19 protein-coding genes are annotated in these 26,961 nt (G+C 75.1%); 8 read left to right on the top strand and 11 right to left on the bottom strand.

The features are described from left to right. The first annotated feature begins 427 nt into the window (after positions 1-427). The 4 genes from POF43_RS31980 to POF43_RS31965 all read left to right on the top strand — a co-directional run bounded on the left by POF43_RS31980 (position 428) and on the right by POF43_RS31965 (position 5,275). Positions 428-1,831 carry an LAETG motif-containing sortase-dependent surface protein gene (locus POF43_RS31980; RefSeq protein WP_271325828.1) on the top strand — a complete coding sequence of 468 codons (1,404 nt, stop codon included), beginning with the start codon at positions 428-430 and terminating at the stop codon, positions 1,829-1,831. 537 nt (positions 1,832-2,368) lie between these two features. After that, positions 2,369-4,033, top strand: a complete 1,665-nt coding sequence (gene ettA, locus POF43_RS31975; RefSeq protein ID WP_271325390.1) for an energy-dependent translational throttle protein EttA — start codon at positions 2,369-2,371, stop codon at positions 4,031-4,033. 4 nt (positions 4,034-4,037) lie between these two features. Next, entirely contained in the window at positions 4,038-4,565 is a 528-nt protein-coding gene (locus tag POF43_RS31970) for an acyl-CoA thioesterase (protein WP_271317924.1), read from the top strand. Then, complete coding sequence (locus POF43_RS31965) at positions 4,562-5,275, top strand: DUF8010 domain-containing protein (RefSeq protein WP_271325391.1); 714 nt, start codon at positions 4,562-4,564, stop codon at positions 5,273-5,275. Before POF43_RS31970 ends, POF43_RS31965 begins: the two co-directional genes overlap by 4 nt. A 37-nt stretch (positions 5,276-5,312) precedes the next feature. Here the strand turns inward: POF43_RS31965 and POF43_RS31960 are convergent, their stop codons facing one another. Next, on the bottom strand, positions 5,313-5,717 hold the full coding sequence (locus POF43_RS31960; RefSeq protein ID WP_271317926.1) for a globin: 405 nt from the start codon (positions 5,715-5,717) through the stop codon (positions 5,313-5,315). 329 nt (positions 5,718-6,046) lie between these two features. On the opposite strand from POF43_RS31960, the gene POF43_RS31955 reads away from it, so the two are divergent. Together POF43_RS31955 and POF43_RS31950 are read left to right on the top strand one after the other, a co-directional pair. Further along, positions 6,047-7,183, top strand: a complete 1,137-nt coding sequence (locus POF43_RS31955) for a methyltransferase domain-containing protein (RefSeq protein ID WP_271324010.1) — start codon at positions 6,047-6,049, stop codon at positions 7,181-7,183. 187 nt (positions 7,184-7,370) lie between these two features. After that, positions 7,371-7,721: a lamin tail domain-containing protein gene (locus tag POF43_RS31950; RefSeq protein ID WP_271324009.1), complete on the top strand. Its 351-nt coding sequence runs from the start codon at positions 7,371-7,373 to the stop codon at positions 7,719-7,721. Positions 7,722-7,877: 156 nt separating this feature from the next. Here the strand turns inward: POF43_RS31950 and POF43_RS31945 are convergent, their stop codons facing one another. The 9 genes from POF43_RS31945 to POF43_RS31905 all read right to left on the bottom strand — a co-directional run bounded on the left by POF43_RS31945 (position 7,878) and on the right by POF43_RS31905 (position 20,830). Further along, positions 7,878-8,828, bottom strand: coding sequence for an FHA domain-containing protein (locus tag POF43_RS31945; RefSeq protein WP_271324008.1), 951 nt, complete (start codon positions 8,826-8,828; stop codon positions 7,878-7,880). Between the two features lie 58 nt (positions 8,829-8,886). Continuing rightward, positions 8,887-10,215, bottom strand: a complete 1,329-nt coding sequence (locus POF43_RS31940; RefSeq protein ID WP_271324007.1) for a vWA domain-containing protein — start codon at positions 10,213-10,215, stop codon at positions 8,887-8,889. Positions 10,216-10,330: 115 nt separating this feature from the next. After that, complete coding sequence (locus POF43_RS31935; RefSeq protein WP_271324006.1) at positions 10,331-11,851, bottom strand: PP2C family protein-serine/threonine phosphatase; 1,521 nt, start codon at positions 11,849-11,851, stop codon at positions 10,331-10,333. A 3-nt stretch (positions 11,852-11,854) separates the two neighbouring features. Next, on the bottom strand, positions 11,855-14,365 hold the full coding sequence (locus POF43_RS31930) for a serine/threonine-protein kinase (protein ID WP_271324005.1): 2,511 nt from the start codon (positions 14,363-14,365) through the stop codon (positions 11,855-11,857). After that, a complete protein-coding gene (locus POF43_RS31925; RefSeq protein ID WP_282704900.1) occupies positions 14,362-15,678 on the bottom strand; it encodes a hypothetical protein in 1,317 nt (438 codons plus the stop codon). The genes POF43_RS31930 and POF43_RS31925 overlap by 4 nt, the downstream gene beginning before the upstream one ends. Positions 15,679-15,775: 97 nt before the next feature. Beyond that, the gene (locus POF43_RS31920; RefSeq protein WP_271325581.1) at positions 15,776-16,813 is read right to left on the bottom strand and encodes a glutamate ABC transporter substrate-binding protein; all 1,038 of its coding nucleotides are present in this window, start codon (positions 16,811-16,813) and stop codon (positions 15,776-15,778) included. Positions 16,814-16,877: 64 nt separating this feature from the next. Further along, on the bottom strand, positions 16,878-18,242 hold the full coding sequence (locus tag POF43_RS31915) for a GlnX family signal transduction membrane protein (RefSeq protein WP_271325582.1): 1,365 nt from the start codon (positions 18,240-18,242) through the stop codon (positions 16,878-16,880). A gap of 313 nt (positions 18,243-18,555) precedes the next feature. Then, positions 18,556-19,587: an N-acetylglucosamine kinase gene (locus POF43_RS31910; RefSeq protein ID WP_372516175.1), complete on the bottom strand. Its 1,032-nt coding sequence runs from the start codon at positions 19,585-19,587 to the stop codon at positions 18,556-18,558. Positions 19,588-19,705: 118 nt separating this feature from the next. Continuing rightward, positions 19,706-20,830, bottom strand: a complete 1,125-nt coding sequence (locus POF43_RS31905; RefSeq protein WP_372516174.1) for a mechanosensitive ion channel family protein — start codon at positions 20,828-20,830, stop codon at positions 19,706-19,708. A 244-nt stretch (positions 20,831-21,074) separates the two neighbouring features. Between POF43_RS31905 and POF43_RS31900 the strand changes: the two genes are divergently transcribed. Continuing rightward, the gene (locus tag POF43_RS31900; protein WP_271316482.1) at positions 21,075-21,611 is read left to right on the top strand and encodes an HNH endonuclease; all 537 of its coding nucleotides are present in this window, start codon (positions 21,075-21,077) and stop codon (positions 21,609-21,611) included. 127 nt (positions 21,612-21,738) lie between these two features. Here POF43_RS31900 and POF43_RS31895 read toward each other — a convergent pair whose 3' ends face one another. Further along, positions 21,739-25,179: a beta-N-acetylglucosaminidase domain-containing protein gene (locus tag POF43_RS31895; RefSeq protein WP_271324564.1), complete on the bottom strand. Its 3,441-nt coding sequence runs from the start codon at positions 25,177-25,179 to the stop codon at positions 21,739-21,741. 384 nt (positions 25,180-25,563) lie between these two features. Here POF43_RS31895 and POF43_RS31890 point away from each other — a divergent pair. Beyond that, positions 25,564-26,961 (top strand): amidase (locus tag POF43_RS31890; RefSeq protein ID WP_282704898.1); only part of this gene is annotated, 1,398 nt, incomplete at its 3' end.

Below are 26,961 nucleotides of genomic sequence, written 5' to 3'. Positions count from 1 at the left end.
CCCCGGACCCCTCAACCCCTCAACCCGCCCGGCCCCTCAACCCGCCCGGCCCCTCAACTCCTCAACCCCCGCTCGTGCAACCCCCTGCCCGGAGGTGATTACCCGGCAAGTCTCAACACCCCGCGAAACGACGCCTTGAAACGAAAGGAAGGAGGCCGAAACGCCACAAGTCATCCGGAGGAAAGGGGGTACAGCGGTCCACGAGGTGGGCGGCGGCTCGGGCGGTGGGAAGTCGTGGAAACGATTTATCGATAATTCCCGTGTTCATGCATGATCCTGATAACGATTCAGATTCGAAAGACGGGTGTGATGAGATTACCGGCCTCGCCGGTGGCGCCGCTTTCTAGGATCTGTGGCTTAAGCACGGGGGATTCGGACCAGGCAGGCGGGACACCCAGGTCATCCTGCTCGCCCAGAGGGGAAATCCATGTTGACTGTTGGTAGACGGCGTACCGCTCGTCTTGCTGCCGCCGCACTGGCGTCCGGTCTGCTCGCCATGGGCACGGTGGCTGGTGCCGGATCGGCTGTGGCCGACGGCGGCGCCGCGCCGGCAGCCGGTGGACCGCTGGCCACGCTCGGGGCCCTCGGTCACTATGAGACCGCCACGATCCACGACGGCAACGGCTCCAAGCAGGTCCCTGCCGTTCTGCTCGACCTGTCCGTCAAGGACGGCGGCAAGCTGAGCGCGTACTGCATCGACATCAACCGTGAGACCGACACGGGCGCCGCCTACCAGGAGACCGCCTGGAACCAGTCGGTGCTCGCGGCCAACCCCGACGCCGGCAAGGTCGAGTGGGTCCTGCAGAACGCGTACCCGAAGGTCGACGACCTGACCCAGCTCGGCAACGAGGCCGGGGTCAAGGGCCTCAGCCAGCTTGACGCCGAGGCCGGTACCCAGGTCGCGATCTGGACCTACTCCGACCACGTCAACGTCACGGCCGACAACGCGAACGCCGAGAAGCTGGCGAAGTACCTCATAGCCGCCGCCGCGCAGCAGAACGCGAGCGAGCCGGGTCCGTCGCTGACGGTGGCGCCCGCCGTGGTGTCGGGCAAGTCCGGCTCGAAGCTCGGCCCGGTCACGGTGCACACCAACGGCTCGAGCGCGCAGGTGAGCCTGTCGAGCACGGCCCCGGCCGGTGTGAAGCTGGTCGACTCCAGCGGGAAGCCGGTGACCACGGCGACCGACGGTGAGCAGCTGTACGTCGACGTTCCGGCCGGCACGGCCGCGGGCTCGACGACCGTCCAGGTGCAGTCGACCACCACGGTTCCGGTCGGGCGTGCCTTCAACGGCACGTTGCGCGGGGCTGAGGCGCAGACGCTGATCCTGGCGGGCTCCAGCGCGTCCACCGTCAGCTCTGCGGCGACCGCCACCTGGGCGATGCAGGGGCCGATCCCGGCGGTCGCGGCCTCGGTCGACTGTGCCAAGAGCGGCGTCGACCTGACGTCGACCAACGCCGGTGACCAGCCGTTCACCTACACGGTGGGCGGCAAGCAGTACACCGTCGCGCCGGGCAAGTCGCAGACGGTGCTGGTGCCGGAGACCGAGGGTAAGACGTACTCGATCGCGGTGACCGGTTCCAACGGGTTCTCGAAGACCTTCACCGGTCTGCTGAACTGCAAGGTGACCGGCAGCGGCGGCGCCGTGGCCTCCCCGACCACCAGCGCCAGCGCGGCTCCGGCCCCCAGCGCGGCCTCGGGCGGCACGAACCTCGCCGAGACCGGTAGCAGCAGCGCCACCCCGGTGATCGCGGGCGTCGCCGTTCTGCTGGTCGTCGTCGGCGGCGGCACGGTGTTCTTCCTCCGCAAGCGCAAGGCGGGCTCCGTCGGCTGAAACCGGCGCCGCTCCGGCGGACCGAGCTGAACCTAGGCTGGCCCCGGCACACCGTGAGGTGTGCCGGGGCCGGCCGCGTTCGTAAGCCATGACTCGCCCATGCCAACGTCCCCCCATGCGGCCGCACCGCGAGCCCCCACGCCGTCCGCCGCCCCTGCGCACCGTCAGCCCCGGCACCGTCCGCGGACCGGCCGCACCGCCAGCCCCACCTCACCGCAGCCCACCCCGCACCGTCGACCGGCCGCACCCTCCGCCGACCGGCCGCGCCGCCGCCCCCACCTCACCGCAGCCCACCCGCACCGCCGACCGGCCGCACCGTCAGCCCCCGCACCGTCGACCGGCCGCACCCTCCGCCGCCCGCCCCGCACCGCCGACCGGCCGCACCCCCGTCGACCGGCCGCACCCCCACCCCCCGCTCCGCACCCCCCGCAGTGCCGAAAACCCTCCCCCGGAGGGCTCTGGTTTCCGTGGGACGCGGGCAGTACGGCAAGATGGACGTATCTGCCTATCCCCCAGACCTGCTCCGGACGGTTTCTCTTGGCTGAGTACATCTACACCATGCGCAAGGCCCGCAAGGCCCACGGCGACAAGGTGATCCTCGATGACGTCACGTTGAGCTTCCTGCCCGGGGCGAAGATCGGTGTGGTGGGACCGAACGGCGCGGGTAAGTCGACCGTGCTGAAGATCATGGCGGGGCTGGAGCAGCCGTCGAACGGCGACGCGTTCCTGGCGCCGGGGTTCTCGGTCGGCATGCTGTTGCAGGAGCCGCCGCTGGACGACTCCAAGACCGTGCTGGAGAACGTGCAGGACGGCGCGGCGGACACGATGGGCAAGCTCAAGCGGTTCAACGAGATCGCCGAGCAGATGGCCACCGACTACTCCGACGCGCTGCTGGAGGAGATGGGCCAGCTCCAGGAGGCGCTGGACCACGTCAACGGCTGGGACCTGGACGCCCAGCTGGAGCAGGCGATGGACGCGCTGGGCTGCCCGCCCGGTGACTGGGCGGTGACCAACCTGTCCGGTGGCGAGAAGCGCCGGGTGGCGCTGTGCAAGCTGCTGCTGGAGGCGCCCGACCTGCTGCTGCTCGACGAGCCCACCAACCACCTGGACGCCGAGTCCGTGCAGTGGCTGGAGCAGCACCTGGCGAAGTACCCCGGCACCGTCGTCGCCGTCACCCACGACCGGTACTTCCTGGACAACGTCGCCCAGTGGATCCTGGAGCTGGACCGCGGCCGGGCGCTGCCGTACGAGGGCAACTACTCCACGTACCTGGAGAACAAGGCGTCCCGGCTGAAGGTCGAGGGGGCCAAGGACGCCAAGCGGCAGAAGCGCCTGAAGGAAGAGCTGGAGTGGGTGCGCTCCAACGCCAAGGGGCGGCAGGCCAAGTCCAAGGCCCGGCTGGCGCGTTACGAGGAGATGGCCGCCGAGGCGGACAAGATGCGGAAGCTGGACTTCGAGGAGATCCAGATCCCGCCGGGCCCGCGGCTGGGCAGCGTGGTGGTCGAGGTCAACCACCTGTCGAAGGCGTTCGGCGACAAGGTGCTGATCGACGACCTGTCGTTCACCCTGCCGCGCAACGGCATCGTCGGCGTCATCGGCCCGAACGGCGCCGGCAAGACCACGCTGTTCAAGATGATCCAGGGCCTGGAGACCGCCGACAGCGGCGAGATCAAGGTCGGCGACACGGTCAAGATCTCCTACGTCGACCAGGGCCGGCAGAACATCGACCCCAAGAAGACGCTGTGGGCGGTCGTCTCGGACGAGCTGGACTACATCAACGTCGGCCAGGTCGAGATGCCGTCGCGCGCCTACGTCTCGGCGTTCGGCTTCAAGGGCCCTGACCAGCAGAAGCCGGCCGGGGTGCTCTCCGGCGGTGAGCGCAACCGGCTGAACCTGGCGCTCACCCTCAAGCAGGGCGGCAACCTGCTGCTCCTCGACGAACCGACCAACGACCTCGACGTCGAGACCCTGTCCTCGCTGGAGAACGCGCTGCTGGAGTTCCCCGGTGCCGCGGTGGTCGTCTCCCACGACCGCTGGTTCCTCGACCGCGTCGCCACCCACATCCTGGCGTACGAGGGCGAGTCCAAGTGGTTCTGGTTCGAGGGCAACTTCGAGTCGTACGAGAAGAACAAGGTCGAGCGGCTCGGCTCGGAGGCGTCCCGCCCGCACCGTGCCACCTACAAGAAGCTCACCCGGGGCTGATCTCATGGCTCGGCACATCTTCAGCTGCCCGCTGCGGTGGGGCGACATGGACGCCTACGGGCACGTCAACAACGTCGTCTACCTGCGCTACCTCGAAGAGGCGCGCGTCGACCTGATGTTCCGGCTCGGCGAGCAGGCCGGCGGCACCAGCTTCGGGGGCGGCTGCGTGGTGGCGCGTCACGAGATCGACTACCTGTGTCCGATGGCGCACGGCTTCGAGCCGGTCGTCATCGAGACCTGGGTGACGAAGGTGGCCGCCGCCTCGATCACGTTGTCGTACGAGGTGAAGGACGCCGAGCGGATCTACGCCCGGGCCAAGACGATCATCGTGCCGTACAACCTGGCGGCGGGCAGTCCGCGTCGGCTGACCGCGCAGGAACGCCTCTTCCTCGACCGGTACCGCGACGAACCGGTGGCGGTCGACGAACCGGTGGCGACGACCGAAGAGCCGTCCCCGGGCGACGTGACGCGGCCGGGCGACGTGACGCGGTCGGGTGGCGCGGCGGTGGCCGAGGGGGCCGTGGCGGTATGACGGTGCTCCGGCCGGCCGGTGCCGGGCAGGTGGCGGACCTCGCCGCCTTCCTGGGCCGGCTGGTGCGCTGGGACAAGGCGGCCGTCGTACGGCTCCAGGGCGTGCCGGTGCCCGGTGGCGCCGCGGTGGGGGTCTTCGGGCGTCCGCCGTTCGGCGACGTGCTGGCGGTGCGGACCGTCGAGCTGGCCGGCGACGAGCCGGTGGCGGACGTGACCGTCTCCGCCGGGCAGCTGCTCGACGGGATCGACGAGGCGGCCGGCCGGGCGGTCGTGCCGCCGGGGGTGACCGGGCCGTCCTGGGCCGGGGTGCTGCCGCCGCGCGACGGCTGGGAGCGCACCGCCGAGCCCGCGGCGGCGCTGCTGCGGGCGACGGCGGCCGAGGTGGTCGCCGAGTTCCGTTCCCGCACCGAGGCGCTGCCCGCCGACCAGCGCACCCGGGCCCGGCTCGACGCGCTGGCGGAGGAGATCTGGTCGCGGTCGCTGCCCGGCACGGCGCTGCCGTTGCGGGCGGTGCACGCCGCGCACGCGCTCGGTTTCCTGCGGCCGGTCCGGGCCGCGGTCGGCGCCGGTGCGGTGGCACCGCTCGACGCGGCCGCCGGGGACGCCGGGACCGCGCTGCTGGCACGTGGTCCGTGGCTGCGGCTGCGTACGCCGTACGGTTCGGTGGCGGTCCGCCGCGCCGTGCCGAAGCTCAGCGTCCGCCCGGTGTGATCATCCGCCCGTCAGCCCGCTGGGGCCGGGCGGGCGGTCACTCCGCGGTGTTGACCATGCTGGCCGCGGCGTACACCAGGTAGTCCCACAGTTGCCGTTCGTGCACGGGGGACAGGTCCAGTTCGTCGACGGCCGCCCGCATGTGGGTCAGCCAGGCGTCGTGCGCGGCCCGGTCGACCTGGAACGGCGTGTGGCGCATGCGCAGCCGGGGGTGGCCGCGGTTCTCGCTGTACGTGCGCGGACCGCCCCAGTACTGCATGAGGAACAGCGCCAGCCGCTCCTCGGCCGGCCCGAGATCCCCCTCGGGATACATCGGCCGCAGCAGCGGGTCGCTCTCGACGCCCAGGTAGAAGTGGTGCACCAGACGCCGGAAGGTCGCCTCGCCGCCGACCGCCTCGAAGAACGTCTGCTGCTCGATGGTGCCGCGCGGGATCTCGTTCACGCCTCCATGGTCGCAGAACGGCCCCGGCGCCGGGGCCGCTCCCCGCAACAGCCCCGCGTCACACCCGCCGTCACCGTCGAGCTCGCGCCGGGACCGCGCCCCACGAGCAGCAACGCCACCGCCGCGCCCGCCACCCCGCCCGCGGTCATGCCCGTCACCGCCGTCCCGCTGGGCACCGCCGCCCCGCCGCCGTCACGCCCGCCCCCGCCCCGGGTCACCACGCCACCGCCGCGCCCCGGACCGCGCCCGCCACCACGCCCCGCCCCCACCGCTCCCACCACGCCTCCGCCCACCACGCCCCCCGCCCCCGCGGTCCCTACAGTGGAGGGATGGACGCCGACCGCTGGGCCGACGCCGCGCGGGCGCCGCGGGCGCGACTGGTGCGGCGGCTGACGGACGCCGGGCACCTGGCCGACGACCGCTGGCGGGCCGCGTTCGAGCAGGTGCCGCGGCATCTGTTCGTGCCCGCCTTCCACCGTCCCGTCCCCGGCGGCGGCTGGGACCGGCTCAGCGGCGCCGACCGCGATCCGCGCCGGGCCGCGCGGTGGCTGTCCGGGGTCTACGAGGACGCGCCGCTGGCCACCCGGGTGCGTGACGGGGTCATGACGTCCTCCAGCAGCCAGCCGTCGCTGATGGCGGCGATGCTGGACGCCCTCGGTGTCCGCGACGGCGACCGGGTGCTGGAGGTCGGCGCCGGCACCGGGTGGAACGCCGCCCTGCTGGCGCACCGGCTGACCCCGGACGCCGTCACGTCGGTCGACCTCGACGCCGACGTCACCGCGGCCGCCCGTGAGCACCTGGCCGCGGCCGGCGTGCCCACCGGGCCGGCCGGGATCGCGGTGGTGACCGGCGACGGGGCGCGCGGCGACCTCGGCCGGGCACCGTACGACCGCGTCGTCGTCACCTGCGAACTGTCCCGGGTCCCCGAGGAGTTGCTGCGGCAGTGCGCGCCGGGCGGGTTGCTGCTGGCGCCGCTGGCGGGCGGGCTGATCGCGCTGCGGGTGACCGGGCCCGGGCGGGCGCAGGGGCGGTTCCTGAGCACCCCGGCGTACTTCGTGGCGTTGCGGACACCGGGGGAGCCGGTCGCGCGGGCCGGGCGGGCGGCCGGTGCGGGGCGGCGGACCCGCGACAGCCGGATTCCGTCCCGGGTGCTGGACGACGACGTCTTCCGGTTCGTCCTGACCCTGGTGGCGGGGGAGTTGACGGTCGACCGGGGGTTCGGCGTGCGGACCGCGGTGCTGACGGCGCCGGACGGTTCGACGGCGGTCGCCGGCCCGGACGGTGGGGTGCGGCTGACCGGGGAGCGCGACCTGTGGGCCGTCGTCGAGCGGGAGTACGGCGCCTGGCGGGCGGCGGGCCACCCGGACCGTGAGCGGTTCGGCCTCAGCGTGGACGGTGCCCGCCAGTGGGCCTGGCTGGACACGCCGGACGGTCCCGGCCGCTGGGAGCTGTCCGGTCGCCGCTGACCGGGTTTCGATCCGGCCGGTCACCCGGATGGCGCAATGGGCGGCACCCTTTCCGGGCGTTTAGCATGAGATACCCTCCTAGCGCGCGCTTCGCACCATCAGCGCCGGTATCGCCGCCCTCGCCCTCGCCGCCGCGGCCGCCGGTCCGGTGGCCGCAGAACCCACGAGCCTTCACGACAACGGCAACGTGCGCTTCTCCCAAATCCGTTACGAGTCGTCCGGCAAGGGCCTCAACGGCGAGTACGTCAAACTGACCAACGGCCACACCTACCCGGTCGACCTGCGGTCCTGGTCGCTGACCGAGACCTACTCGGGCCACCGTTACGTCTTTCCCGACAAGTGGCTGGCGCCCGGCGCGTCGGTCTGGCTCTACTCCGGCCGGGGCCGCAACGGCGGCGCCAACCTCTACTGGAACGCCGCCGGTTACGTCTGGCACAACCCCGGCGACCTCGCCGTCCTGCGCAACGGCCGCTCCACCCGCGTCGACAGCTGCGGCTGGCAGGGCCTGGGCCGCGGGTTCACCAACTGCCTGAACTAGGCCGACCCCGGCCGACCCCGGCCGACCCCGGCGGACCGGGGCGGACCGGGGTGCGGCGGCCGGCGCACCGCGGGCCCGCCGGGTCCGCCGGACACCGCCCGGCCCGCCCGGTGGCCGGGAACCGGCCGCGGGCCCTGCGCACCGGACGGGCCGGCGTCACTCCATCCGCAGCGTGATGGTGGTCCAGGCGCCGACGTGCACGCGGTCACCGTCGGACAGTTCGATCGGGTGGAACGGCAGGATGGTCTCGGCGCCGCCGTTGACCGTGGTGCCGTTGGTGGAGTCCTGGTCGATCACCGCCCAGCCGCCGTCGGAGCGGCGCACCAGGACCGCGTGCCGGTGCGAGACGCCGGGGTCCTCCGGTGGCCGGGCCAGGTCGATGCCCGGCGACTCGCCGGTGCCGTGCCGGCGGCGCCCTATGGTGACCTGGTTCTCCGTCATCGGTATCCGGGTCTCCGGCGAGTACTGCGGGAAGTACAGCCCCGACGCCTCGCCGTCGCTGCGGGCCATCATCGCGGTGAAGTACTCACGGTCCGCCGAGACCACGGCCGTCCACCGGCCGAGCGCGGCGGTGGTCGGCCCGTCCGGACCGGCCGCCGCCGCCCCGGTCCGGTCGGGAACCGGTGCCGGGGCCGCCGGCGGCACCGGGGTCGACGGCTGGGTGGGCGTCGGCGCGGCCGGCGGCATCGGGGACTGCTCGACGTAGGACGGGCGCTGGGTCGGCGGCGACAGCAGGAAGTCCCCGCTGTCCTGGCTGAGCGCCGCGTGCGGCGGCAGCGTCTCGGCCGGGCGCTGCATCTGCGACGGGCCGGACTGGGTGCGGTCGGTGATCGGCGGGTACGCCGGGGCCGGCACCGGGAAGCTGGGTGCCGGGGTGGCGAACTGGTGGCGGCACTCCTCGCAGAACAGCGCCCGCGCCTCCCGCGGCGTTCCGCAGGTCGGGCACGCCTCCGGACCGCCGGACCCCGCCTCGGACCCCGTCCCGGACTGCGGTGCGGCCGTCGTGCCGGGGTACGCCGGGGGCCCGCCCTGCGGCGGGATGCGCAGGCCGCACTCGTCGCACCAGTCGTCGCCGCTCGACCGGTGTCCATTGGGACACGTCGGCATTCGGTCCATCCCTCCCGTGCACGCGGGCCTGGGCCGCGTGGGTCGAGGCCCTCGTCCGTCAGGCCTGCTTCTTGACGCGTACGGTCTTGGTCGAACGCGTCTCCAGGGTCATCTCGTCGGCGTCGGCCACCCCGCGTTTGAGCCGCACAGTACCCTTCGCCTCGTCGACCACGTCCACCACTTTGGCCAGCAGTTTCGCGGTGTCCTCGTTGCCGGACTCGGCGGCCAGCTGCACCGCGCGGCCCAGTTTGGCGGTCGCCCGGTCGGTGTCGCCGGCCTTGCGCGCCTCCAGGCCCTGCTGGATGGCCCCGGCGAGTTCGGCCTGCCCGGTGTAGTGGGCCACCTGCGGGCTGATCCGGGTCGAGGCGGCCATGTCGTCGGTCCACACCGCCCGCACCAGGCCCTGGCCCAGCACCCGCGGCGGCTCGTCGCCGGCGGACGGCAGCACCAGCGAGACCCGTGCCGCCAGCATCTCCTGACCGACGCCGGCCGGCTGGACCCGCACGCACACGTGGTAGTCGCGCGACTCGTCGCCCCACGAGCCGGTCGGGTAGTCACCGGTGCGCGCGTTGACGTCCGCGCGGCGCGCGGTGAGGTCCGCCACCGACGGCGCGACCTGCTTGACGAAGGCGATCAGGCTGTTGGCCGGCGTCCACAGCCGCAGCTGGACGTCGGCGACCTCCTTGCCCATGGCGCTCTCCATCATCTGCCGGAAGTCCTCGGCGAGATGGCCGGGGTCGGCGACGATGTCGGCGGTGCCCAGCAGCGCGGAGGCGACCTGGGTGACCTCCTTGACCTCCCAGTCGGTGCCGACCCCGCGGCAGTCGCAGGTGAAGTGCCCGGCGCACGCGTCGAGCACCGCGCGCAGCTCCTGCGGGCTCTCGTGCTCGTTGCGGCCGTCGGTCAGCAGGATGCCGTGCCGGATGGACGCGCCGGCGCCGGCCAGCAGGGCGTCGGCCAGCGCCAGCCAGCTGCCGATGGCGGTCCCGCCGGAGGCGGTGAGCTTGCGCAGCGCGAACTTGGCCTGCTCGCGGGTGGTCGCGTCGGCCACCGCCAGCCGCCCGCCGCCGGGGAAGATCTCCCGCGCGGTGTGGGTGCCGGCCACCACCGCGAACGACACGCCGTCGCGCAACGTGTCGATGGCGGCGGCCGTGGCGTCGCGGGCGTTGCGCATCTTGGCCGGCGGATGGTCCATCGACCCCGAGCAGTCCACCATGACGACCACCGCCGCGTCCGCCGGGGCGCCGGTGCGCACCGCGCCGGTGCCGCCGCCGGTCGCGGTCACGGTGACGATCGCGTTGACCTCGGCGCCGCCTTCGGGCAGGTACTCGTTCTGGAAGACCTCGGTGCTGAAGACGGGGACCTCCGGCTTTTCGAAACTGGCCACTGCGACGGCTCCTCCACGCCTGTCAGCCGGCTTCAGGACGGGGTGGAGTGGCCGGCTGTCCCGCTCCCCCCGGTACGGCCGGCGCCGGCCGGCCGTCAACGCGTGCCACCGCGGGTCAGGCCCGCCGCTCACCGGCCCCTTCCGCCCCGCCGTCCACGGCGGGGAACGGCAGGACGGCCACCGTCACGTTGTCGTGCCCGCCGCCGTCGAGGGCCACCTGGACCAGCGAACGGGCGCAGCCGAGCGGATCGGTGCGGGCGCCGGACGGCAGCACGGCGGCCAGTTCGGCGGCGGACTCCGCGTAGTTCCACAGCCCGTCGGTGCACACCAGGACCACGCCGGGGGTGTCGAGGTGGAACGAGGCGGTGTGCGGGTCGAGTTCCTCCGCGTCGGCGCCCAGCCAGCCGGTGATGGCGTGCGCCCGGGGGTCGGCGTACGCGTCGGCCTCCGACATCAGTCCGGCCTCGACCATGCGGGCCGCCCACGAGTCGTCCTCGGTGAGCCGGGCGGGCTCCTGGGTGCCGCCGGCCGGGATCCAGTAGGCGCGGCTGTCGCCGATCCACCCGACGGTGAGCAGGTCGCCGATGAGCACCGCGCTGACGCAGGTGCAGGCGGGGGCGTTGAAGTGCGGGTCCCCGGCGGCCTCGGGCGGGGCCAGCGCGCTGACCGCGGCGGCGGCGGTCAGCAGTGCCTCGTGCATGGCCTGCCGGGGCTCGGCGCCGTCGGCCAGGTCGTTGGCCAGCTGGGCGCCGCCGGCCTGGGACGCGGCGGCCGACGCCTCGTCCGGCCGGGTCGCGGAGGACACCCCGTCGCACACCACCGCGATGATCGCCCGGCCGCCGTCGGGGCGTTCCGCCTCGGCGAGCGCGAAGGCGTCCTCGTTGCGGTGATGGCGCAGCCCCTTGTCGCTGACCGCCGCGACGGTCGGCAACTGCCGTTCCACGTGGTCGCGTTCGCGCGGCGCGCGGTGGCCGCACCGGGTGCAGAAGCCGTCGTCGCCCACGGTGCCGGCCTCGCACGAGACGCAGTCCCCGGCCGGCTCCGGCTCCGGCTGCGCCAGCATGCCCTGCCGGGGGTCGACCGCCCCGGCCCGCGGCGGCGCCGGCGGCACCACCGAACGCTCCGCCGTCGACGACGACACCGGCACGGTCACCGGGATCGGCGCGGCCTGCGGAGCCGGCGCGGCCTGCGGGGGATGCCCCGGCGCGGGCGGCGCCAGGCTGTAACTCCCGGTCGGCGCGTCACCGATGACCCCGAAGGCGCTCTCCCCGTCACGGCCGGCCCCGGCGGCGTCCGCACCGGCGAGGTGTCCGGCGTCAGCATCGGCACCGGTGAGGTGGCCCGCGTCAGGGTCCGCACCGGTGAGGTGCTCGGCGTCAGCATCGGCACCGGTGAGGTGTCCGGCGTCAGCATCGGCACCGGTGAGGTGCTCGGCGTCAGCGTCCGCACCGGTGAGGTGTCCGGCGTCAGCATCGGCACCGGTGAGGTGCTCGGCGTCAGCGTCCGCACCGGTGAGGTGCTCGGCGCCGAGGAGCGGGGGGTCGGCGTCGGCCAGGGGCGCGCCGCAGTTGCCGCAGAACTTGTCCTCGGGTTCGAGGTGTTCGGCGCAGGAAGGGCAAACAGTCAGTTGCGGCATCGGTCACACCCACGTCCGGGGGCGGAAGCGGTTGGCGCTGTCCACCAGGTTGATCCGGTCCTCGCCCCGGTGGGCGAGTCTGGCCAGGACGCGGTAGGAACGCTCCAGGCCGAAGCGCAGTTCACGTTCCTCCACCGCGCTGCCGAGCAGTACGGTACGCGGCGCGGAGCCCGCCGGGCCGCCGCTGCCGCCGGCCAGCACCCAGTCCAGCGCGCAGCCGAGCACCTCCGCGCGCAGCGTCTCGCGCCGTACGGCGTCGATGCCCAGCCGGTCCAGCCGTTCCGCGCGGTCCGCGGCGGCGGCCAGGTCGGCCAGCAACGGCTCCTGCGGCGCACGGGAGCGCAGCCGGGCGCGCACCGACGCCACGCACGCCGCCGTGAAGTGGATGGAGGACTCCGGGACCGACTCCAGCGCGCGCACCGCGCCGACCCGGTCGCCGGCCGCCAGCCGTACCCGGGCCAGCCCGAACGCGGCGCTCACCCAGGTCTGGTCGGTGGCCCACACCAGGCCGTAGTAGTCGGCGGCGTTGTCCAGCTGGCCCAGCACCTCCGCGCAGACCGCCAGCGCCACCTTCGGCGCGGTCTCACCGGGGAACGCGTCGTAGACCGCGTCGAACGCGGTGGCCGCGGTCGCGAAGTCCCGTTGCACCAGCGCCGCCAGGCCCTGGTACCACACCACCCGCCAGTCGCCGCCGCGGTCGTTGGCCAGCTGCACCAGCGCGATGGTGGCCTGCGCCAGGTCGCCGAGTTCCAGCCGGGCCCGCAGTTCGCGCAGCCGGCGCTCCAGCGACTGCGCCGGGGCCTGGGCGAGCGCCGCCAGCACCTCCGCCGGGGCGGCCGCCACCAGGCCGGCCAGGAAACCGGCGTTGGGGTCCTCGGGGTCCACCAGCGGCACCGGCAGCGCCAGCGCGCAGGCCGCCGGGTCCAGCTCGGCCACCACGCCGGGCGGCACCGGCGAGGACACCCCGGCCAGCGTGCCCGTCGCCCGGCCCGGCGCCGCGGCCCGCGCCGGCACCGGCGCGCCGGAGCGCGGCACCGCGCCGAGCCGGGAGAAGTCACCGGCGAAGGGGGCGACCAGCTCGGTGTCGACCACCCGCAGTTCCGGCCCGAACAGGGTGGACAGCGCCGGGCGCGGCCGGCCGGACTGCAACGACACGACCTCGCGCAGCACCCCGGTCAGCTGGTCGGCCATCTCCTGCGCCGAGGAGAACCGCCGGTCCGGGTCGGGGTCGGTGGCCCGTACCAGCAGCCGGTAGAACGACTCGTACCGCTGGAAGACCTCGATGTTGCGCGGATCGGGCAGGCTGTCGGCGAAGACGTTGGTGTAGCCCTGGAAGTCGAAGGTCAGCACCGCCAGCGTGCGGGCCACCGTGTACAGGTCGGAGGCGACCGACGGGCCGATCTCGGCGACCTCGGGGGCCTGGTAGCCGACCGTGCCGTAGATCGCGCTCTCCACGTCGTCCATCCGGCGCACCGCGCCGAGGTCGATCAGCTTCAGGCTGTTGTCCTGCTGGAGGGCGTTGTCGACCTTGAAGTCGCAGTACAGCAGCCCGCGACTGTGCAGGTGGCCCAGCGCCTCCAGCGCCTCTATGCCGTACGCGATCGCCTGCTCGACCGGCAGCGGCACCCGGTGGCCGCGCTCGTCGCGCCGGTCGTTGGCGATGTCCTTCAAGGACTTGCCGCCGACGTACTCCATGACGATGTAGCCGTCGAAGGTGCTGGTGCGCGGGTCGAGGTGCTCGACGAAGTTGTAGATCCGCACGATGTTGGCGTGCTCGATCTCGGCGAGGAAGCGCCGCTCGGACAGCGCCGCCTGCAACGCGTCCTCGTCACCGGTGTCCAGCAGGCCCTTGAGCACCACCCAGCGGTCGCTGACCGCCCGGTCCACCGCCAGGTAGATCCAGCCGAGCCCGCCGTGCGCCAGGCAGCCCGCCACCTCGTACTGGCCGTGCACGATGTCGCCGGCCCGCAGCTTCGGGGTGAAGGAGTACGGGTGGCCGCACGCGGTGCAGTAGCCCTCGGTGCGCCCGGGGCGGTCGCCGCGCGAGCGGCCCACCGCCGCGCCGCACTCGCTGCGGCTGCACCACCGCTTGCGCTCGGGCACCTCCGGGTTGTCCAGCACCGCCGCGCGCGGGTCGGCGCGCGGCACCGGCGGCACCGTCACCAGGCCGGCGCCCAGGTTGGCCCGGCCGGCCGAGCCGCTGGAGCGGGAGCTGCGCACCGACACCGACCGCGAACCGGTCAGCGCCGCCTCGGCGCGCGACAGCCGCCCCGACACCGACCGGTGCGAGGTCGAGGAGCGCGAGCTGCCGCTGGAGGCGGTCCGCGACGACATCCGGCCGCCGGTCCCGGCCGCACTGCGCGCCGACGGAACGGACGCCCCCGGCGGCACCCCGGGCACCCCCGGTCCGCCGTACCCGCCCGGCGCCGGCGCGTGACCGCAGCTGCCGCAGTACAGCGCGCCGCCGCCCATGTCCTCCAGCGTTCCGTCGCAGCCCGGCCGGCCACACTTCATCGGGTCTCTCCTCCACGGTCTTCCCCGCCGGTCGGCCCCGGCGCCACCACCTCCGCGACGGCGCCGACGTACCGCGCCACCGCCCCCTCCGCCGCCCGCAGGTCGCACGGCGCACTCCACAGCAGACGCCGGGCCTGGTCGTAGCGTTCCACCAGCAGCGGGTCCTCCACGACCGCGAGCCGCGCCGCCTTCGCCTTGTACGCGTCCAGCCGGCCGCGCAGCTCGGCCCGCACCGCCAGCGGCGCGGTCACCGCCGACAGCGAGTCACGGGCCCGGTCCAGCTCCTCGTCGGCGCGTTCCTCCAGGGCGTCCAGGAGCGGCGACAGCAGGTGCCAGCGGCCCTGCTGGTGGTAGGCGGCGGCCGCCGAGAGCATGTCGTGCAGCGCGGCGGAGGGGCCGCTGACCGCCGGGACCTCGGACCCGGCGATCTTCGCCAGCACCTCGCCGCGCGCCGCCCGCGCCCCGGTCAGCGTGCGGTCGGCCCGCGACAGGATGTCGCGCACCCGCAGCATCCGGTGCTCGGCGTCCCCGCGCACGTTCAGCACGGCCTCCACCTCGCGGCGGATGTCCTCCAGGTCGTGCTCGGCGCGTTCGTAGCGCCGCAGGTCGGGGCGGCCGGCGCCGGTGCCGGCGCCGGGGCGCGGGCGGGCCGGCTGCCAGAACGCCAGCGGGTCCGCCACCACCTCGGCGCGCAGCGCGGCCAGGTCTGCCAGCAGCTGCTCCAGGTCGTCGCCGGCCGGGTGGTCGCCCGGCAGCACGCCCACCGACAGCGCCAGCGACCGCACCCGGCACGCCTCGGCGGTCAGCGCGTCGATCCGGGCCGGCAGCGCCGACCAGACCGCGTCCGCGGCCGTCACCACGCCGATGACCTGCTCGTACCACCCGTTCATCCGCTCGACCAGCAACTCCAGGCCGATGCGTTCGCTCAGCGCCACCGGGCCCGCCAACTGGCGTGCGGCGTCCGGCAGTTCGGCGTTGGACAGGGTGATCCCCGAGCCGCGCACCAGGTCGGTGAGGGTCGCCAGGTCCGCCTGCGAGGGCCAGCGCCGCCGGCCGCGGACCTCGCGGGCGGTGCGCAGCGCGTCGCCGTAGACCGTGAACCGCGCCCACAGCAGCGGCAGCGCCGGTGCGGCCGCCGCCCACCGCTCGGCGGTGCCGCCGGTCAGCTGCGCGCCCTCCAGCAGCCGCCGGCCGGGGTGGTCCTGGAGGGCGAACAGCGAGGTCTGGACCGCCTCGTACTCCGCGCCGAGCCGCGCCAGCGCGCGGTCCACCTCCTCCCGGCTCATCACCGGGCCGGTCACTCCCGCCCCCATGGCGTCCCCCTCCCGCTCCTCGCGCCGCCCACCGCCTCGTACCGCCGTCCGTTGCCCGCCCCGCCGTACCGCCCGCCGTTCCGGTGCCGTCCGCCGGTCAGCTCTTGTACTGCGCCGGCGGCGGACCGCTGATCCCCGGCAGGTCCTTGGCCAGCCAGTGCTGGTACGAGCGCTGCCAGCCGCCCTGCCGGTACGTCTGGAGCACCGCGTTGACCCGGCGCACCAGGTCGGTGTCCTTCGGGTTCATCGCCACGCCGTACGGCTCGGGGTTGACCGCGTGGCCCACCAGGTGCACCGACGGGTCCTGCGCCGCCAGCCCGGCGCCCAGCGCGTTGTCGGTGAACACCGCGTCGGCGTAGCCCAGTTGCAGCTGCACCAGGCAGTCCAGCTGGTTCTGCACCGTGACCTGCCGGGCGCCGTAGGACTGCTGCCCCAGCAGCTGCTGGGCGCTGGAGTTGTCCGCCACGCACACCCGCTTGCCGCGGATGCTGGAGTCGTACCCGGTGATGGTCGTGTTGTCCCGCGCCACCACCATCTGCTGGCCGGCCTCGAAGTAGGCGGTGGAGAACGCCGCCACCGACATCCGGCTGCACGCGATCGAGACGGTGCGCACCACCATGTCCACCGAACCGTTGTCGATGTCGGTGAACCGGTCGGCGGTCGGGATGGCCCGGTAGACGATGTGCGGGTGCGGGCCCAGGAGGTTGTCCGCTATCGCCTGCACCAGGTCGATGTCGAAGCCCTCCAGCTGGCCGCTGGTGGAGTCGCGGTACCCCCACAGGTAGCTGGACTGGTCGACGCCGACGATCAGTTCGTGCCGCTGCTGGATCCGCCGGACCGCCGGGCCCGCGGCCTGCGACGGCGGCAGGCTCTGCGCCATGTTCTGCGCGTCGCACGACGAGGTGGACGCCTGCCGGGCCCGCGCCGCCGGGTCGGCGGTGCCCGGCACCGCCGTCGGACCGCCGAAACCGCAGGTCAGCGTCAAGGTGGCGGCCAGCGCCAGCGCGCAGGCGGCCGCCATCGCGCCCACCCCGCCCCAGCCGCGCAGCCCGCGCCGCCACGGCCCCGGTGGCTGCGGCGCGGGGCGGTCCGTGCTGCCGGCGAAGGGTCCGCCGGTGGTGCCGTCTGCGGTCATCGGGTGTCCGCCTCCCCGCTCGTCGCCGTCCGCTGGAGCGGTACGCACCCGCCCGTCACGCCGTTCACCGGTACTCCGACAGCCGCCGGCCGATCCCGACGACCGCGGCCGCCGCCCCCAGCAGGCACAGCAGCGCCGCGCCCTGCGGCAGCCCGGTCAGCGCGTCGCGCGCACCGGAGACCGACCCCTGCAACTCGTCCGTCTCGTGGCCGATGGCCTGGTCCAGGTTGTCGTCGACCGCCTGGAACGCCTGGTCGGTGGACCCGGACGGCGCGATGACCAGGCCGACCGCCTGGCTGTAGTCGCCGTCGTTGGCCCGCGCGTTCTCCCGGGTGTGGATGCCCCGCCAGCGCGCCACGTCACCGGCCGCCGCCTTCACCGGGGCGCTGCCCGCGCTGTCGTCGGCCGACGACAGCGCCGACGCCAGCAGTCCGCCGCCGCCCCTGCCGTCCGCCGGGCCGGCCACCTTGGCCATCAGGGCCTGGTACCTGCCCTCGAACGCGGTGTCGCCGCCGAGCGCCACCAGCGCCAGGTTCTCGTCACCGCGCGCCTGGAGGCCGTCGAACCGCGCCTGGTTGAGGACCTTCAGCGAGGTCGCGCCGTGCGTGACGGAGTCCTCCAGGTCGACCCGGGCCACCGTGTGCCCCACCACCAGCCACAGCAGCAGCACCACGGTGGCCGCCGTCGCGCCGGCCATCCCGTGGTTGACGACCCGGTTGGTCCGCAGGAACGTGCGGCGCTGCGCCCAGCCGAGCCCGGCCAGCGCGATCAGGCCCAGCGACCAGGCGAGCCACGGCACCGACTTCGAGTCGCCGTAGTCGGCGCCCAGCCGGGCCTCCTCCACCTGGTACAGCCGCTGCGCGGCGGGCAGCAGCACGCCGCTCATCCGGCTGTTGGCGTACCGCAGGTAGGAACTGCCCAGCGGCAGCCCCTGCCGGTTGTCCGCCCGCGCGCTCTCCACCAGGCCGGTGTAGAACGGCAGTTCGCGGTTGAGGATGGTGATCTCGCTCTGCGCCTGCCCGGAGGCCGAACTGTCCGCCGCCGCGTGCGCGATCAGCGCGGACGCGGTGGAGATGTCGTCCTGGTAGCGCTGCGCGACCTTCGCCGGCTCCTGGCCGCCGGACAGGAAACCGGTCGAGGCGGTGGTGTCGGCGTCCGCCAGGTAACGGTAGATGTTCGCCGCGTCCGCGCTCAGCGGCTGGGTGCGGGTGGCCACGTCCTGCGCCGCGTCGGCCCGTTCGGTGACCTGCCAGGCGGTGACCGCGCCGAACGCGACCACCAGCAGCACCAGGACCGCGCCCATGATCCTCAGCCGTCCCGGCTCGGTGGTCGCCGCCCCACGCGTCCGGTCGACCGCCTCGGTCCACCCGCTGCGCCGCGGTGCGCCGGTGTGCGGTGCCGGCGGTGCGCCGGTCGGCGTGAGCGTCACCCAGATCCTCCCCCATGGACGCCGTCGTCGAGCTTCCCTCCGGCGAACGGGGGAACGGCTCCTGTCCCGGGAGCAGTATGGCCACCCGGACGGACATCCGGCCAACTATTGCCGTGATCCCGCCCGGAAGAAACGCCTTTTTCCACGTTCCGGCGCTTGTGGACCGCGGGCCCCGTCACGCCGCGAGCCCCGTCACGCCGCCGCGCCCGGTACGTCCCGCCGCAGCCCCGCGCCGGAGGAGCCGCCCCGCCCCCCGTCACGCCGCAGCCCCGAGCCGGAGGAGCCGCCCCCGTCCCCGGCACGCCGCAGCCCGTCACGCCGCCCCCGCCGGGGCCGGCGGTTTCGGGGCGCCGGCCGGGGCGGTGAACTGGGCGGCGGCCCGGGCCAGGGCCGCCGGTGCGGCGGCCAGGGCGTCCAGGCCCAGCAGGGCCGCGCCCAGGACCGGGGGCGCCGCGACGTGGACCGGCCGGGCGAGCGGGGCCCGGGCGGCCAGGCCGGACAGCACGGCGGCCTCGAGCTGCGGATGACGGGCCGCCAGGACGCTGCCGCCCAGCACGACCGGCGCGGGTACCGACAGCAGGCCGAGGCGGGCCAGGGCCACGCAGGCCATCGCGACGATCTCCTGCGCCTGGCGCTCCACCAGCCGGCCGGCCACCGGGTCGCCGGCCGCCGCGACGCGGAAGAGCAGCGGCGACAGCCCGTGGCGTTCCGCGGTCCAGCGGGCCGGGGCGAAGTGCAGCGCCTCGATGGTGTCGCGGACGGTCGGCAGGCCGAAGTAGCCGGCGACCTCGGCGGCCAGCGCGGACGGCTCGCCGCGGCCGTCCTCGGCGCGGGCCGCCCACCACAGCGCCTCCTCCGCCAGGTGCCCGCCGCCGCCCCAGTCGCCGGACAGCCGCCCGACCGCCGGGAACCTCGCGGTGCGCCCGTCCGGCAGCATCCCCACGCAGTTGGTGCCCGCCCCGCACACCACCGCGACGCCGCGCGGCTCGCCGACGCCGGCCCGCAGCACCGCGAAGGTGTCGTTGACCACCCGCACGTCGGCCGCCAACCGCCGGGCCCGCAGCGCCGACGCGAGGGCGCGCTCCTCGGCGGGGAAGTCCGCGTTGGCCAGCGCCGCCGACACCAGGGACGCCAACGGCCCCTGCCCGGGCGGCAGTCCGGCGTCCTCGGCGGCCTCGCGGGCCAGCGGTACCAGGGTGGCGACGGCGGCCTCCGCGCCGGTCAGGTGTGGCTGGAACCCGCCGCCGCGGGCCCGGCCCAGCACCGTGCCGTCCGGGGCCAGCAGCGCCACGTCGGTCTTGCTGTTGCCGGCGTCGATCGCCAGCACGCCCCCCGGTACCGCGATTGTCATGGGGATCATGGTCGCCGGTCGGCGGTCCGGACGGAAGAGCGCGGCCACCGCCCGGTACGCGCCACGGCACGGTGGGCCCGCGGTCGGTGCCCCCGCCGTCAGTGTCCCGCCGTCAGTGTCCCGGGGTCGGGGGAGGCGGGAGCGGGGTGCCGGGGTGGGCGGCCGCTTCGGTGGCGACCGCTTCGGCCGGGGTGGGGGAGGCGGGCTCGGGCGGGGTGGGGGAGGCCGGCCGGGGCGGGGTGTCGCCGGGCGCCGCCGCATCGGCCGCGGCGTCCTTCACCGTGGCCTCGGGCACCCCGCCGACCAGCGAGATGCGCTCGTCGTCGAAGGCCTGCTTGATGCGCCAGCGCAGCTCACGGGCCACCCCGGACGCCTTGCCCGGCATGGTCTTGGCCTGGGCCTGGATGACGACCTGGTCGGCGGCGACCGACGAAAGGCCCAGCACCTGGATCGGCTCCCACAGCGCCTCGTCCCACGGCTCCTCCTTGGCCATCTCCTCGGCGGCGCCGGTGATGACCGCCTTCGCCCGTTCGAGGTTCTCGCCGTACGCGACCTGGATGTCGATGGTGGCCACCGCCCAGCCCTGGCTGAGGTTGCCGATCCGCTGCACCTCGCCGTTGCGGACGTACCAGATCTCACCGTTGTCGCCGCGCAGCTTCGTCACCCGCAGGCCGACCTCTATCACCGTGCCGGAGGCCACGCCCGCGTCGATCACGTCGCCGACGCCGTACTGGTCCTCCAGGATCATGAAGACGCCGGACAGGAAGTCGGTCACCAGGTTGCGCGCGCCGAAGCCGACCGCGACGCCCGCCACGCCCGCGCTGGCCAGCAGCGGCGCCAGGTTGATGTGCAGGATCGGCAGCACGGTGAGCACCGCGGTGCCCAGGATGACGAACGACGCGACGCTGCGCAGCACCGAACCGATCGCCTCGCTGCGCTGCCTGCGGCGTTCCGCGTTGACCAGGAAGCCGTGCAGCGCGCCGGTCTTCGCCTCCGCGTTGCGGTTCATCCGGCCGATCAGCCGGGTGATCATCTTGCGGACCGCGGCCCGCAGCACCATCGCGCCCAGCAGGATCAGCACGATCTGCAGGGTGGAGGTCAGCCACCCCTCCCAGTTGTTCGCGAACCAACTGGTGGCGTTGTTCGCGGTCTGCTGGGCGTGGTCGAGGGTGGCGGCGCCGGAGTCGGGATCGGCGGCGATGAACCATGGCCGGGGCACAGCGGGGAGACCTTCCATCGGACTGACGCGCGGACACGGCCGCCACCGGCGGCCGGTCAACCACCCTAACGGGGCAACAGGCCGTTTCGGCGCCAGAGGTATCCCGGATAGTCCGCAATGCGCGGATATAAAGAGGTGTGCGGCAAAACACCCCGAGGTCGTTACGCGGGGATGGTGGCGCCACGAGCGGGGGCCGGGCGACACTGAGGGGAGATCGTCCCGGCGCGAGCCACGCGCCGCCGGCGTATTAAGGGAGGCATACGTGCCGCATGTCCTGGTCCTCAACGCGTCGTACGAGCCGTTGGGCGTCGTACCGCTCCGCCGCGCGCTGGTGCTCGTCCTCAATAACAAGGCGATATGCCTGGAGGAGACCGGCGCCCTCATGCACAGCGCGACCTGCGCCCTGCCGGCGCCCAGCGTCGTGAAACTCACCAAGTTCGTGCGGGTCCCCTTCCGGGGCCCGGTCCCGCTGACCCGCCGGGCGCTGTTCGCCCGGGACGGCGGCAAGTGCGCGTACTGCGGAAGCGCCGCAACCAGCGTCGACCACGTGATTCCGCGCAGCCGCGGCGGACAGCACGCCTGGGAGAACGTGGTGGCCGCCTGCCGCCGCTGCAACCACGTCAAGGCCGACCGCCACGTCGCGGAGCTGGGCTGGCGGCTGCGCCACGAGCCGGAACCGCCCTCCGGCCTGGCCTGGCGGATCATCGGAACCGGGCACAGAGACCCCCGGTGGATGCCGTACCTCCAGCCCTACGGAGCGGAGGACGCCATGGCCCGGATCGACGGCATCTCAGCCTGAGGTCCGGGCTTTCGTCCGTCCGGTGACCGGCCCGATCCCCGGTCACCGGACAGCCGCACGCCGCCCCCGCCCCCGCGTCGGCCGCCCGGCGCCAGCCCGCGTCACCCCTCGTCGCCCCGCGTCACCCTCATTGACTCCCCGCCACCGCGTACGCCCGCAACGACCACAGCGAGTACCCGTACCGGGTGGCCCGGGAGACGCCCTGGATCCGGACGTAACGGGTGTCCGGCGCGTCCAGGCCGACGGTCTCCGTGCCGCCGTGGCCGTCGGTCACCGACGCGGCCGTACGCCAGTGCCGCCCGTCGGCGGACACCTCGACCCGGAACGCCGCCGCGTACGCCTGCTGCCAGCCCAGCACCACCGCGCCCAGCCGCACCGGGCGCCCCAGGTCCACCCGCAGCCACGCGCCGTCGACCGCCGGTGAGGACCAGCGGGTGTCCGCCCGCCCGTCGGTCGCCGCGGACGCCGGGAAGGCCGGGGTCTCCTCCCCCGACGACGTCGCCGCGGCCCCCAGCGCCAGGTCGGGCCCGGCGGTGCGCGGATAGGCCCGCAGCACCAGCGTCTGCCGCACGCTGCGCCCGCCGCAGGTGAACACCACCGGCACCCGGTAGGTGCCCGACGGCGTCCCGGCGGCCACCGTCACCCGCAGCGCCACCTCCCGGTCCGTACCGCGCCGCAGCACGAGCGGACCGGAGGCCGCCACCTCGATCCCGTGCGGCGCCGACGCGGTCAGCGTGCCGTGGGTGTCGGACGGCGCCGCCGACGACAGCGCCACCCGCACGGTGGCCGCCGCACCACCCGACTGCGCGTCCACCGACGGCTGCCGCAGGCTCAGCCGGGCCGGCGCCGCGTCGGCGAACCACGGCACGACCCCGTACAGTGCCGGCGGCGCCGCCCCCGCCGCCCACGACAGCCGCACCCCGTCGGCCGTCGCGCCGTGCAGCGCCAGCTCGGTGAAACCGCCGTCCAGCCGCCCCACCCGCCGCCAGCCCTGCCCCGGCACGTGCGCCTCGACCGACACCGCGCCGGCCGCCGCCGTGCCGCCCGGATCCGCCAGCACCGTCAGCGCGGCCAGCGGACGCGGCCGGCCGAACGCCATGGTCAGCGCCCCGGCACCGGTGCCCGCCGGCCGGTACGGCGTCGTCGGGTCCCCGTCGGCCACCGTGCCCGGCGCCGTGCCGCCCACGCCGGCCGGACCGGTCACCACCGGCTGGAACGCCCCCGGCCCGCCGACGGTGAAGTCCCGCACCGCGACCGCGTTCTGCTGCGCCGCCGTGGCCCGCAGCCGCACGTACCGCGCGGTGGCGCCGGCCGGCAGCCGCGCGCTGATCGTCTGCTGATCGGAATAGGTGCCCGCCGCGTGCCAGGTACCGCCGTCGGCGGAGTACTCCAGCACCGCGTCACCCAGGTAGTCGCCGTAGGCCGGCGAATCGTCGTCGTCGCCCATCGCCACCGACACCCGGCTGACCGCCCGCACCGACCCCAGGTCCACCCCGAACCAGTCGCCCGGCTGCGGCGGCCGGTCACTCAGCCAGTACGTCGCGTCCTGCCCGTCCGTCATCAGCGACGGATCGGTCGCCCCCGCCGACCCCAGCGACGCCGTCGCCAGCGGCCGGTCGGTGCGCACCCCGGTCCAGGCGTCCGCCGCGTCCAGCGCCCGGGTCAGGAACGGCCCCAGCACCCCGCCGCCGACCGTCGCCGTGCTCTGGCCGATGTCCTGCGCCGCCCGCCGCACCGCCGACTGCGCGCTCCAGCCCGCCGCGCCGTCGCCGCGCCGCTGCGCCGTCAGCATGTCCACCGCCGCCGCGCCCGCCCGGCCGTAGCGCCCCAACTGGTCCAGCCACGGCCGCACCTCGGTGCCGAACGCGCCGCCCGCCAGCCCCGCCAGCCGGCCCGGCGCGCCCGCCATCGTCTCGAACGCCGACCGCAGCCGCGCCGCCGCCACCGGCAGCCCGCCGCTCGCCCCCGGCACCCCGGGATCGCTGTCGTACGCCGCCCAGAACGCGTCGATCAGCGGCCGCAGGTACGCCGACTCGCCCGACGGGTCCAGCGGCGAGGAGGCGTCGTTGCCCGCGAACGCCGCCAGCGCCGCCCGGGTGGCGGGGTCGTGCCCGGCCAGGTCGTCGACCGCCGCCCGCCAGGAGGCCGTCGCGGAGTACCCGTGCGGATTCCACGCGTAGTCGGCGGCGGTGAACAGCGGTATCCGCGCCGCCGACGGCTGCCGCATCGCGTTGGCCAGCACCCCGGCCGACCCGGTCGCCACCGAGGGGTCGCGGCCCTCGTACGGCCCCAGGAAGACCCGGTCCTGCGCGTAGTCGTTGACCGGGTAGTTGTCCATCGTCAGCACCGGATGCCCGAACGCGGCCTTCGCGGCGGCCAGTTGGTGCCCGGTGATGGTGGCGGGCACCACGCCCACCCCGGTCCACGCCACGTCCACGTTGCCCGACAGCGCCGACGACAGCGCGCTGCGGTACGCCGACGTGCCGTCCTGGTAGTACTCGGTCGGCAGCACCGACAGCGGCGCCGCAGCCCCGTTGTACCGCGCCGCCAGGTGCAGCTCCAGCGCGTTGGCCACGCTCGCCTGCGCCCGGGCGGCCGCCGCCGGGCCGCTGCCGAAGGCGGCCGCGTCCGCCGAGCAGTGCCACTCGCTGTAGCTGACGTCGGCGAACTGCAACTGGAACGCCCGCACCCCCAGCGCCCACATCGCGTCGGCCTTGCGCAGCAGCGCCCGCACGTCCGACGTGGAGGAGTAGCACATCGACTGCCCCGGCGAGACGGCCCAGCCCAGCGTCACGTGGTTGCGCAGCGCGCCCTTCGCCAGCGTCCGCCAGTCCGCCCGCTGCGCCGCCGGGTACGGCTCGCGCCAGCTGTCCTGCCGGTAGGGGTCGTCGCCCGGCGCGTAGAGGTAGAAGTCCTGCTTGGTGCGGCCCATGAAGTCCAGCTGCGCGAGCCGCTGGTCCGTGGTCCAGGACTGGCCGTAGAAGCCCTCGGTGATGCCGCGGGTGCCGGTGGCCGGCCAGTCGCGCACCAGCACCCCGGCGAAGCCCCGCTCGCCGTCGCGGGTCTGCGCCAGCTGACGCAGCGTCTGCGCCGCGTGGAAGAGCCCGTCCGGGCCCACCCCGTCCATCGCCACCGTCGCGCGGCCCGCCGCCGTGCCGACCGCCAGCCGGTACCCGCCGGACGGCAGCCCGCCGCCCTCGGCCGAACCCAGCGCCCGCAGCGCGCCGCCGGCCGCCGCGCCGCCCGCGTACACCACCGCGCCGGAGCCGTGCGGCGCCGCCGTCGCGTCCCGCACCTCGCGCGCGCCGGCCGACCGCAGCGCGGCGCGGACCACGTCCAGCGCGTACGGGTCGGTGCCGGCCGGGGCGACCAGGGTGACGGTGCCGCCGAACCGGGTGAACCGGCCGTGCGCCGCCATCGACTGCGGCCTGGGCCACACCCCGGGCAGGCCGGCCGTGCTGCTGTCGGCCTCCGGTGCGGCGTGCGGCGCCGCCGCCGCGGCCGGGGCGGCCACCGCGATCGGCGTACCGCCGAGGACACCGCCGATCACCGCGGCGGCGAGTGCCACCGCGGCCGGATTCCTGCGCCGCAACAGCAAACTGACCGCTCCTCACGTGTGGGGGGAATCGGGGAGGAACCGAGCCCATCACCGCCCGGCCCGCGTGTCAACGAGGATGATCATTTTGTCCTCTGATGCCGCAAAGCCCCGGACGCCCGGTCCTCCCGCCGGCCCAGCGGCACCGCCCCGCGGGCCCGCACGCGGTACGCGACCTGAGGCACCGTCACCGACCGCCCGCCGGCCGCCCGGTCCGCACCGTGGCGGCAGGCCGTGCGGGCCGTCCCGCCGACCGCCCGGGTCGTCCCGCGATCCGTCCCCCGGCCGTCCCGTCCGCCGGCCGCGACCGGTGCCACCTGCGGCTCCGGGCCGGCCGGCCGCCGTAGGGTCGCGGGCATGGCCCAACCGCACCAACTGACCCTGCTGGCGCAGCGCGCCGCCCTGCGCGCCGGCGAACTCGACCCGGTGGACCTCGCCGAGCACTACCTGCGCCGGATCGAGCGCCACAACGCCACCGTCGGCGCGTTCTTGACGGTGACCGCCGACCGGGCGCTGAGCGAGGCGCGCGCGGCCCGCGCACGCCTGTCCGCCGCCTCGCGCGCCGGTACCGCGCCGGACCGGCTGCCGCTGCTGCTGGGCGTCCCGCTGCCGGTGAAGGACCTCACGCCGGTGCCGGGCGTGCGCTTCACCGCCGGGTCCGCGGTCTTCGCCGACCGGATCGCCGGCGCCGGGGCGCACGTCGGGCAGTCGCTGTCCGAGGCGGGCAGCGTGCTGCTGGGCAAGACCAACACGCCGGAGTTCGGGCTGCCGCCCTACACCGAGGGCCGCCTCGGACCGCCCGCCCGCACCCCCTACGACCTGACGCGCGGCGCCGGCGGCTCCAGCGGGGGAGCGGCGGCCGCGGTGGCCGCCGGACTCGCCCCGGCGGCGCAGGGCTCGGACGGCGGCGGTTCGATCCGCATCCCGGCGAGCTGCTGCGGCCTGGTCGGCGTCAAGCCCAGCCGCGGCCGGGTCAGCCCGGCGCCGCTCGGCGACGTCGCCGGCCTCGCGGTGGCCGGACCGCTGGCCAGGACCGTGCGGGACGCGGCGCTGCTGCTCGACGTGCTGGCCGCCCCGGTGCCGGGCGATCCGGTGCCGCTGGCGCCGCCGGACCGGCCGTTCCTGGCGTGGTGCGACGCGCTGGAGCACGCGCCGCGCCGGCTGCGGATCGGCCGCTGGGCCCGGCCGGACGTCCCCGGCGTCGAGGTCGACCCGGCGGTGCTGGCCGCCTACGAGGACGCCTCCCGGCTGCTGGAGGCGCTCGGGCACGACGTGGTCGACGTCCCCCAGCCGCTGGCGCCCGGCGACCGCGACACCTTCACGCCGGTGTGGGCCGTGCTGGCCGCGCTGCCCCCGGTGCCGCCGGACCGCGAACGCGACCTGATGCCGCTGACCCGCTGGCTGCGCGAGCAGGGCCGGGCGGCGAGCGGGGTGGAGTACGCCCGCGCGCTGCTGGCCATGCAGGCGGTGGGCCGCAAGCTCGCCGCGGCCGTCGAGCCGTTCGACGCGGTCCTCACCCCGACCCTGGCCCAGCTGCCCGCCCCGGTCGGCGCCCTGCGCGACGACGCCGACCCGGCCGCCGACTTCGCCGCCCAGGTGGCCTTCACCCCCTTCACCGGCCCGTGGAACATCGCCGGCCTGCCCTCGCTGTCGCTCCCGCTCGGCCGGACCGCCGCCGGCCTGCCCATCGGCGTCATGCTCGGCGCCCGCCACGGCGCCGAGGGACCGCTGCTGGCACTGGCCGCCCAGCTCGAG

Origin of the sequence: Streptantibioticus silvisoli, from assembly GCF_027947535.2 — a bacterium.
In the GTDB taxonomy this organism is placed as follows: Bacteria; Actinomycetota; Actinomycetes; order Streptomycetales; family Streptomycetaceae; genus Streptantibioticus_C; species Streptantibioticus_C silvisoli.
This window is presented reverse-complemented; position numbering and strand designations above follow the sequence as displayed.

Excerpts from the sequence above, each read along its gene's own strand:
- POF43_RS31925 (WP_282704900.1), bottom strand. The coding sequence starts at position 15,678 with ATGGGGGCGGGAGTGACCGGCCCGGTGATGAGCCGGGAGGAGGTGGAC.
- POF43_RS31980 (WP_271325828.1), top strand. The coding sequence starts at position 428 with ATGTTGACTGTTGGTAGACGGCGTACCGCTCGTCTTGCTGCCGCCGCA.
- POF43_RS31905 (WP_372516174.1), bottom strand. The coding sequence starts at position 20,830 with ATGGAAGGTCTCCCCGCTGTGCCCCGGCCATGGTTCATCGCCGCCGAT.
- POF43_RS31930 (WP_271324005.1), bottom strand. The coding sequence starts at position 14,365 with ATGAAGTGTGGCCGGCCGGGCTGCGACGGAACGCTGGAGGACATGGGC.
- POF43_RS31920 (WP_271325581.1), bottom strand. The coding sequence starts at position 16,813 with ATGACCGCAGACGGCACCACCGGCGGACCCTTCGCCGGCAGCACGGAC.
- POF43_RS31965 (WP_271325391.1), top strand. The coding sequence starts at position 4,562 with ATGACGGTGCTCCGGCCGGCCGGTGCCGGGCAGGTGGCGGACCTCGCC.
- POF43_RS31955 (WP_271324010.1), top strand. The coding sequence starts at position 6,047 with ATGGACGCCGACCGCTGGGCCGACGCCGCGCGGGCGCCGCGGGCGCGA.
- POF43_RS31945 (WP_271324008.1), bottom strand. The coding sequence starts at position 8,828 with ATGCCGACGTGTCCCAATGGACACCGGTCGAGCGGCGACGACTGGTGC.
- POF43_RS31935 (WP_271324006.1), bottom strand. The coding sequence starts at position 11,851 with ATGCCGCAACTGACTGTTTGCCCTTCCTGCGCCGAACACCTCGAACCC.
- POF43_RS31970 (WP_271317924.1), top strand. The coding sequence starts at position 4,038 with ATGGCTCGGCACATCTTCAGCTGCCCGCTGCGGTGGGGCGACATGGAC.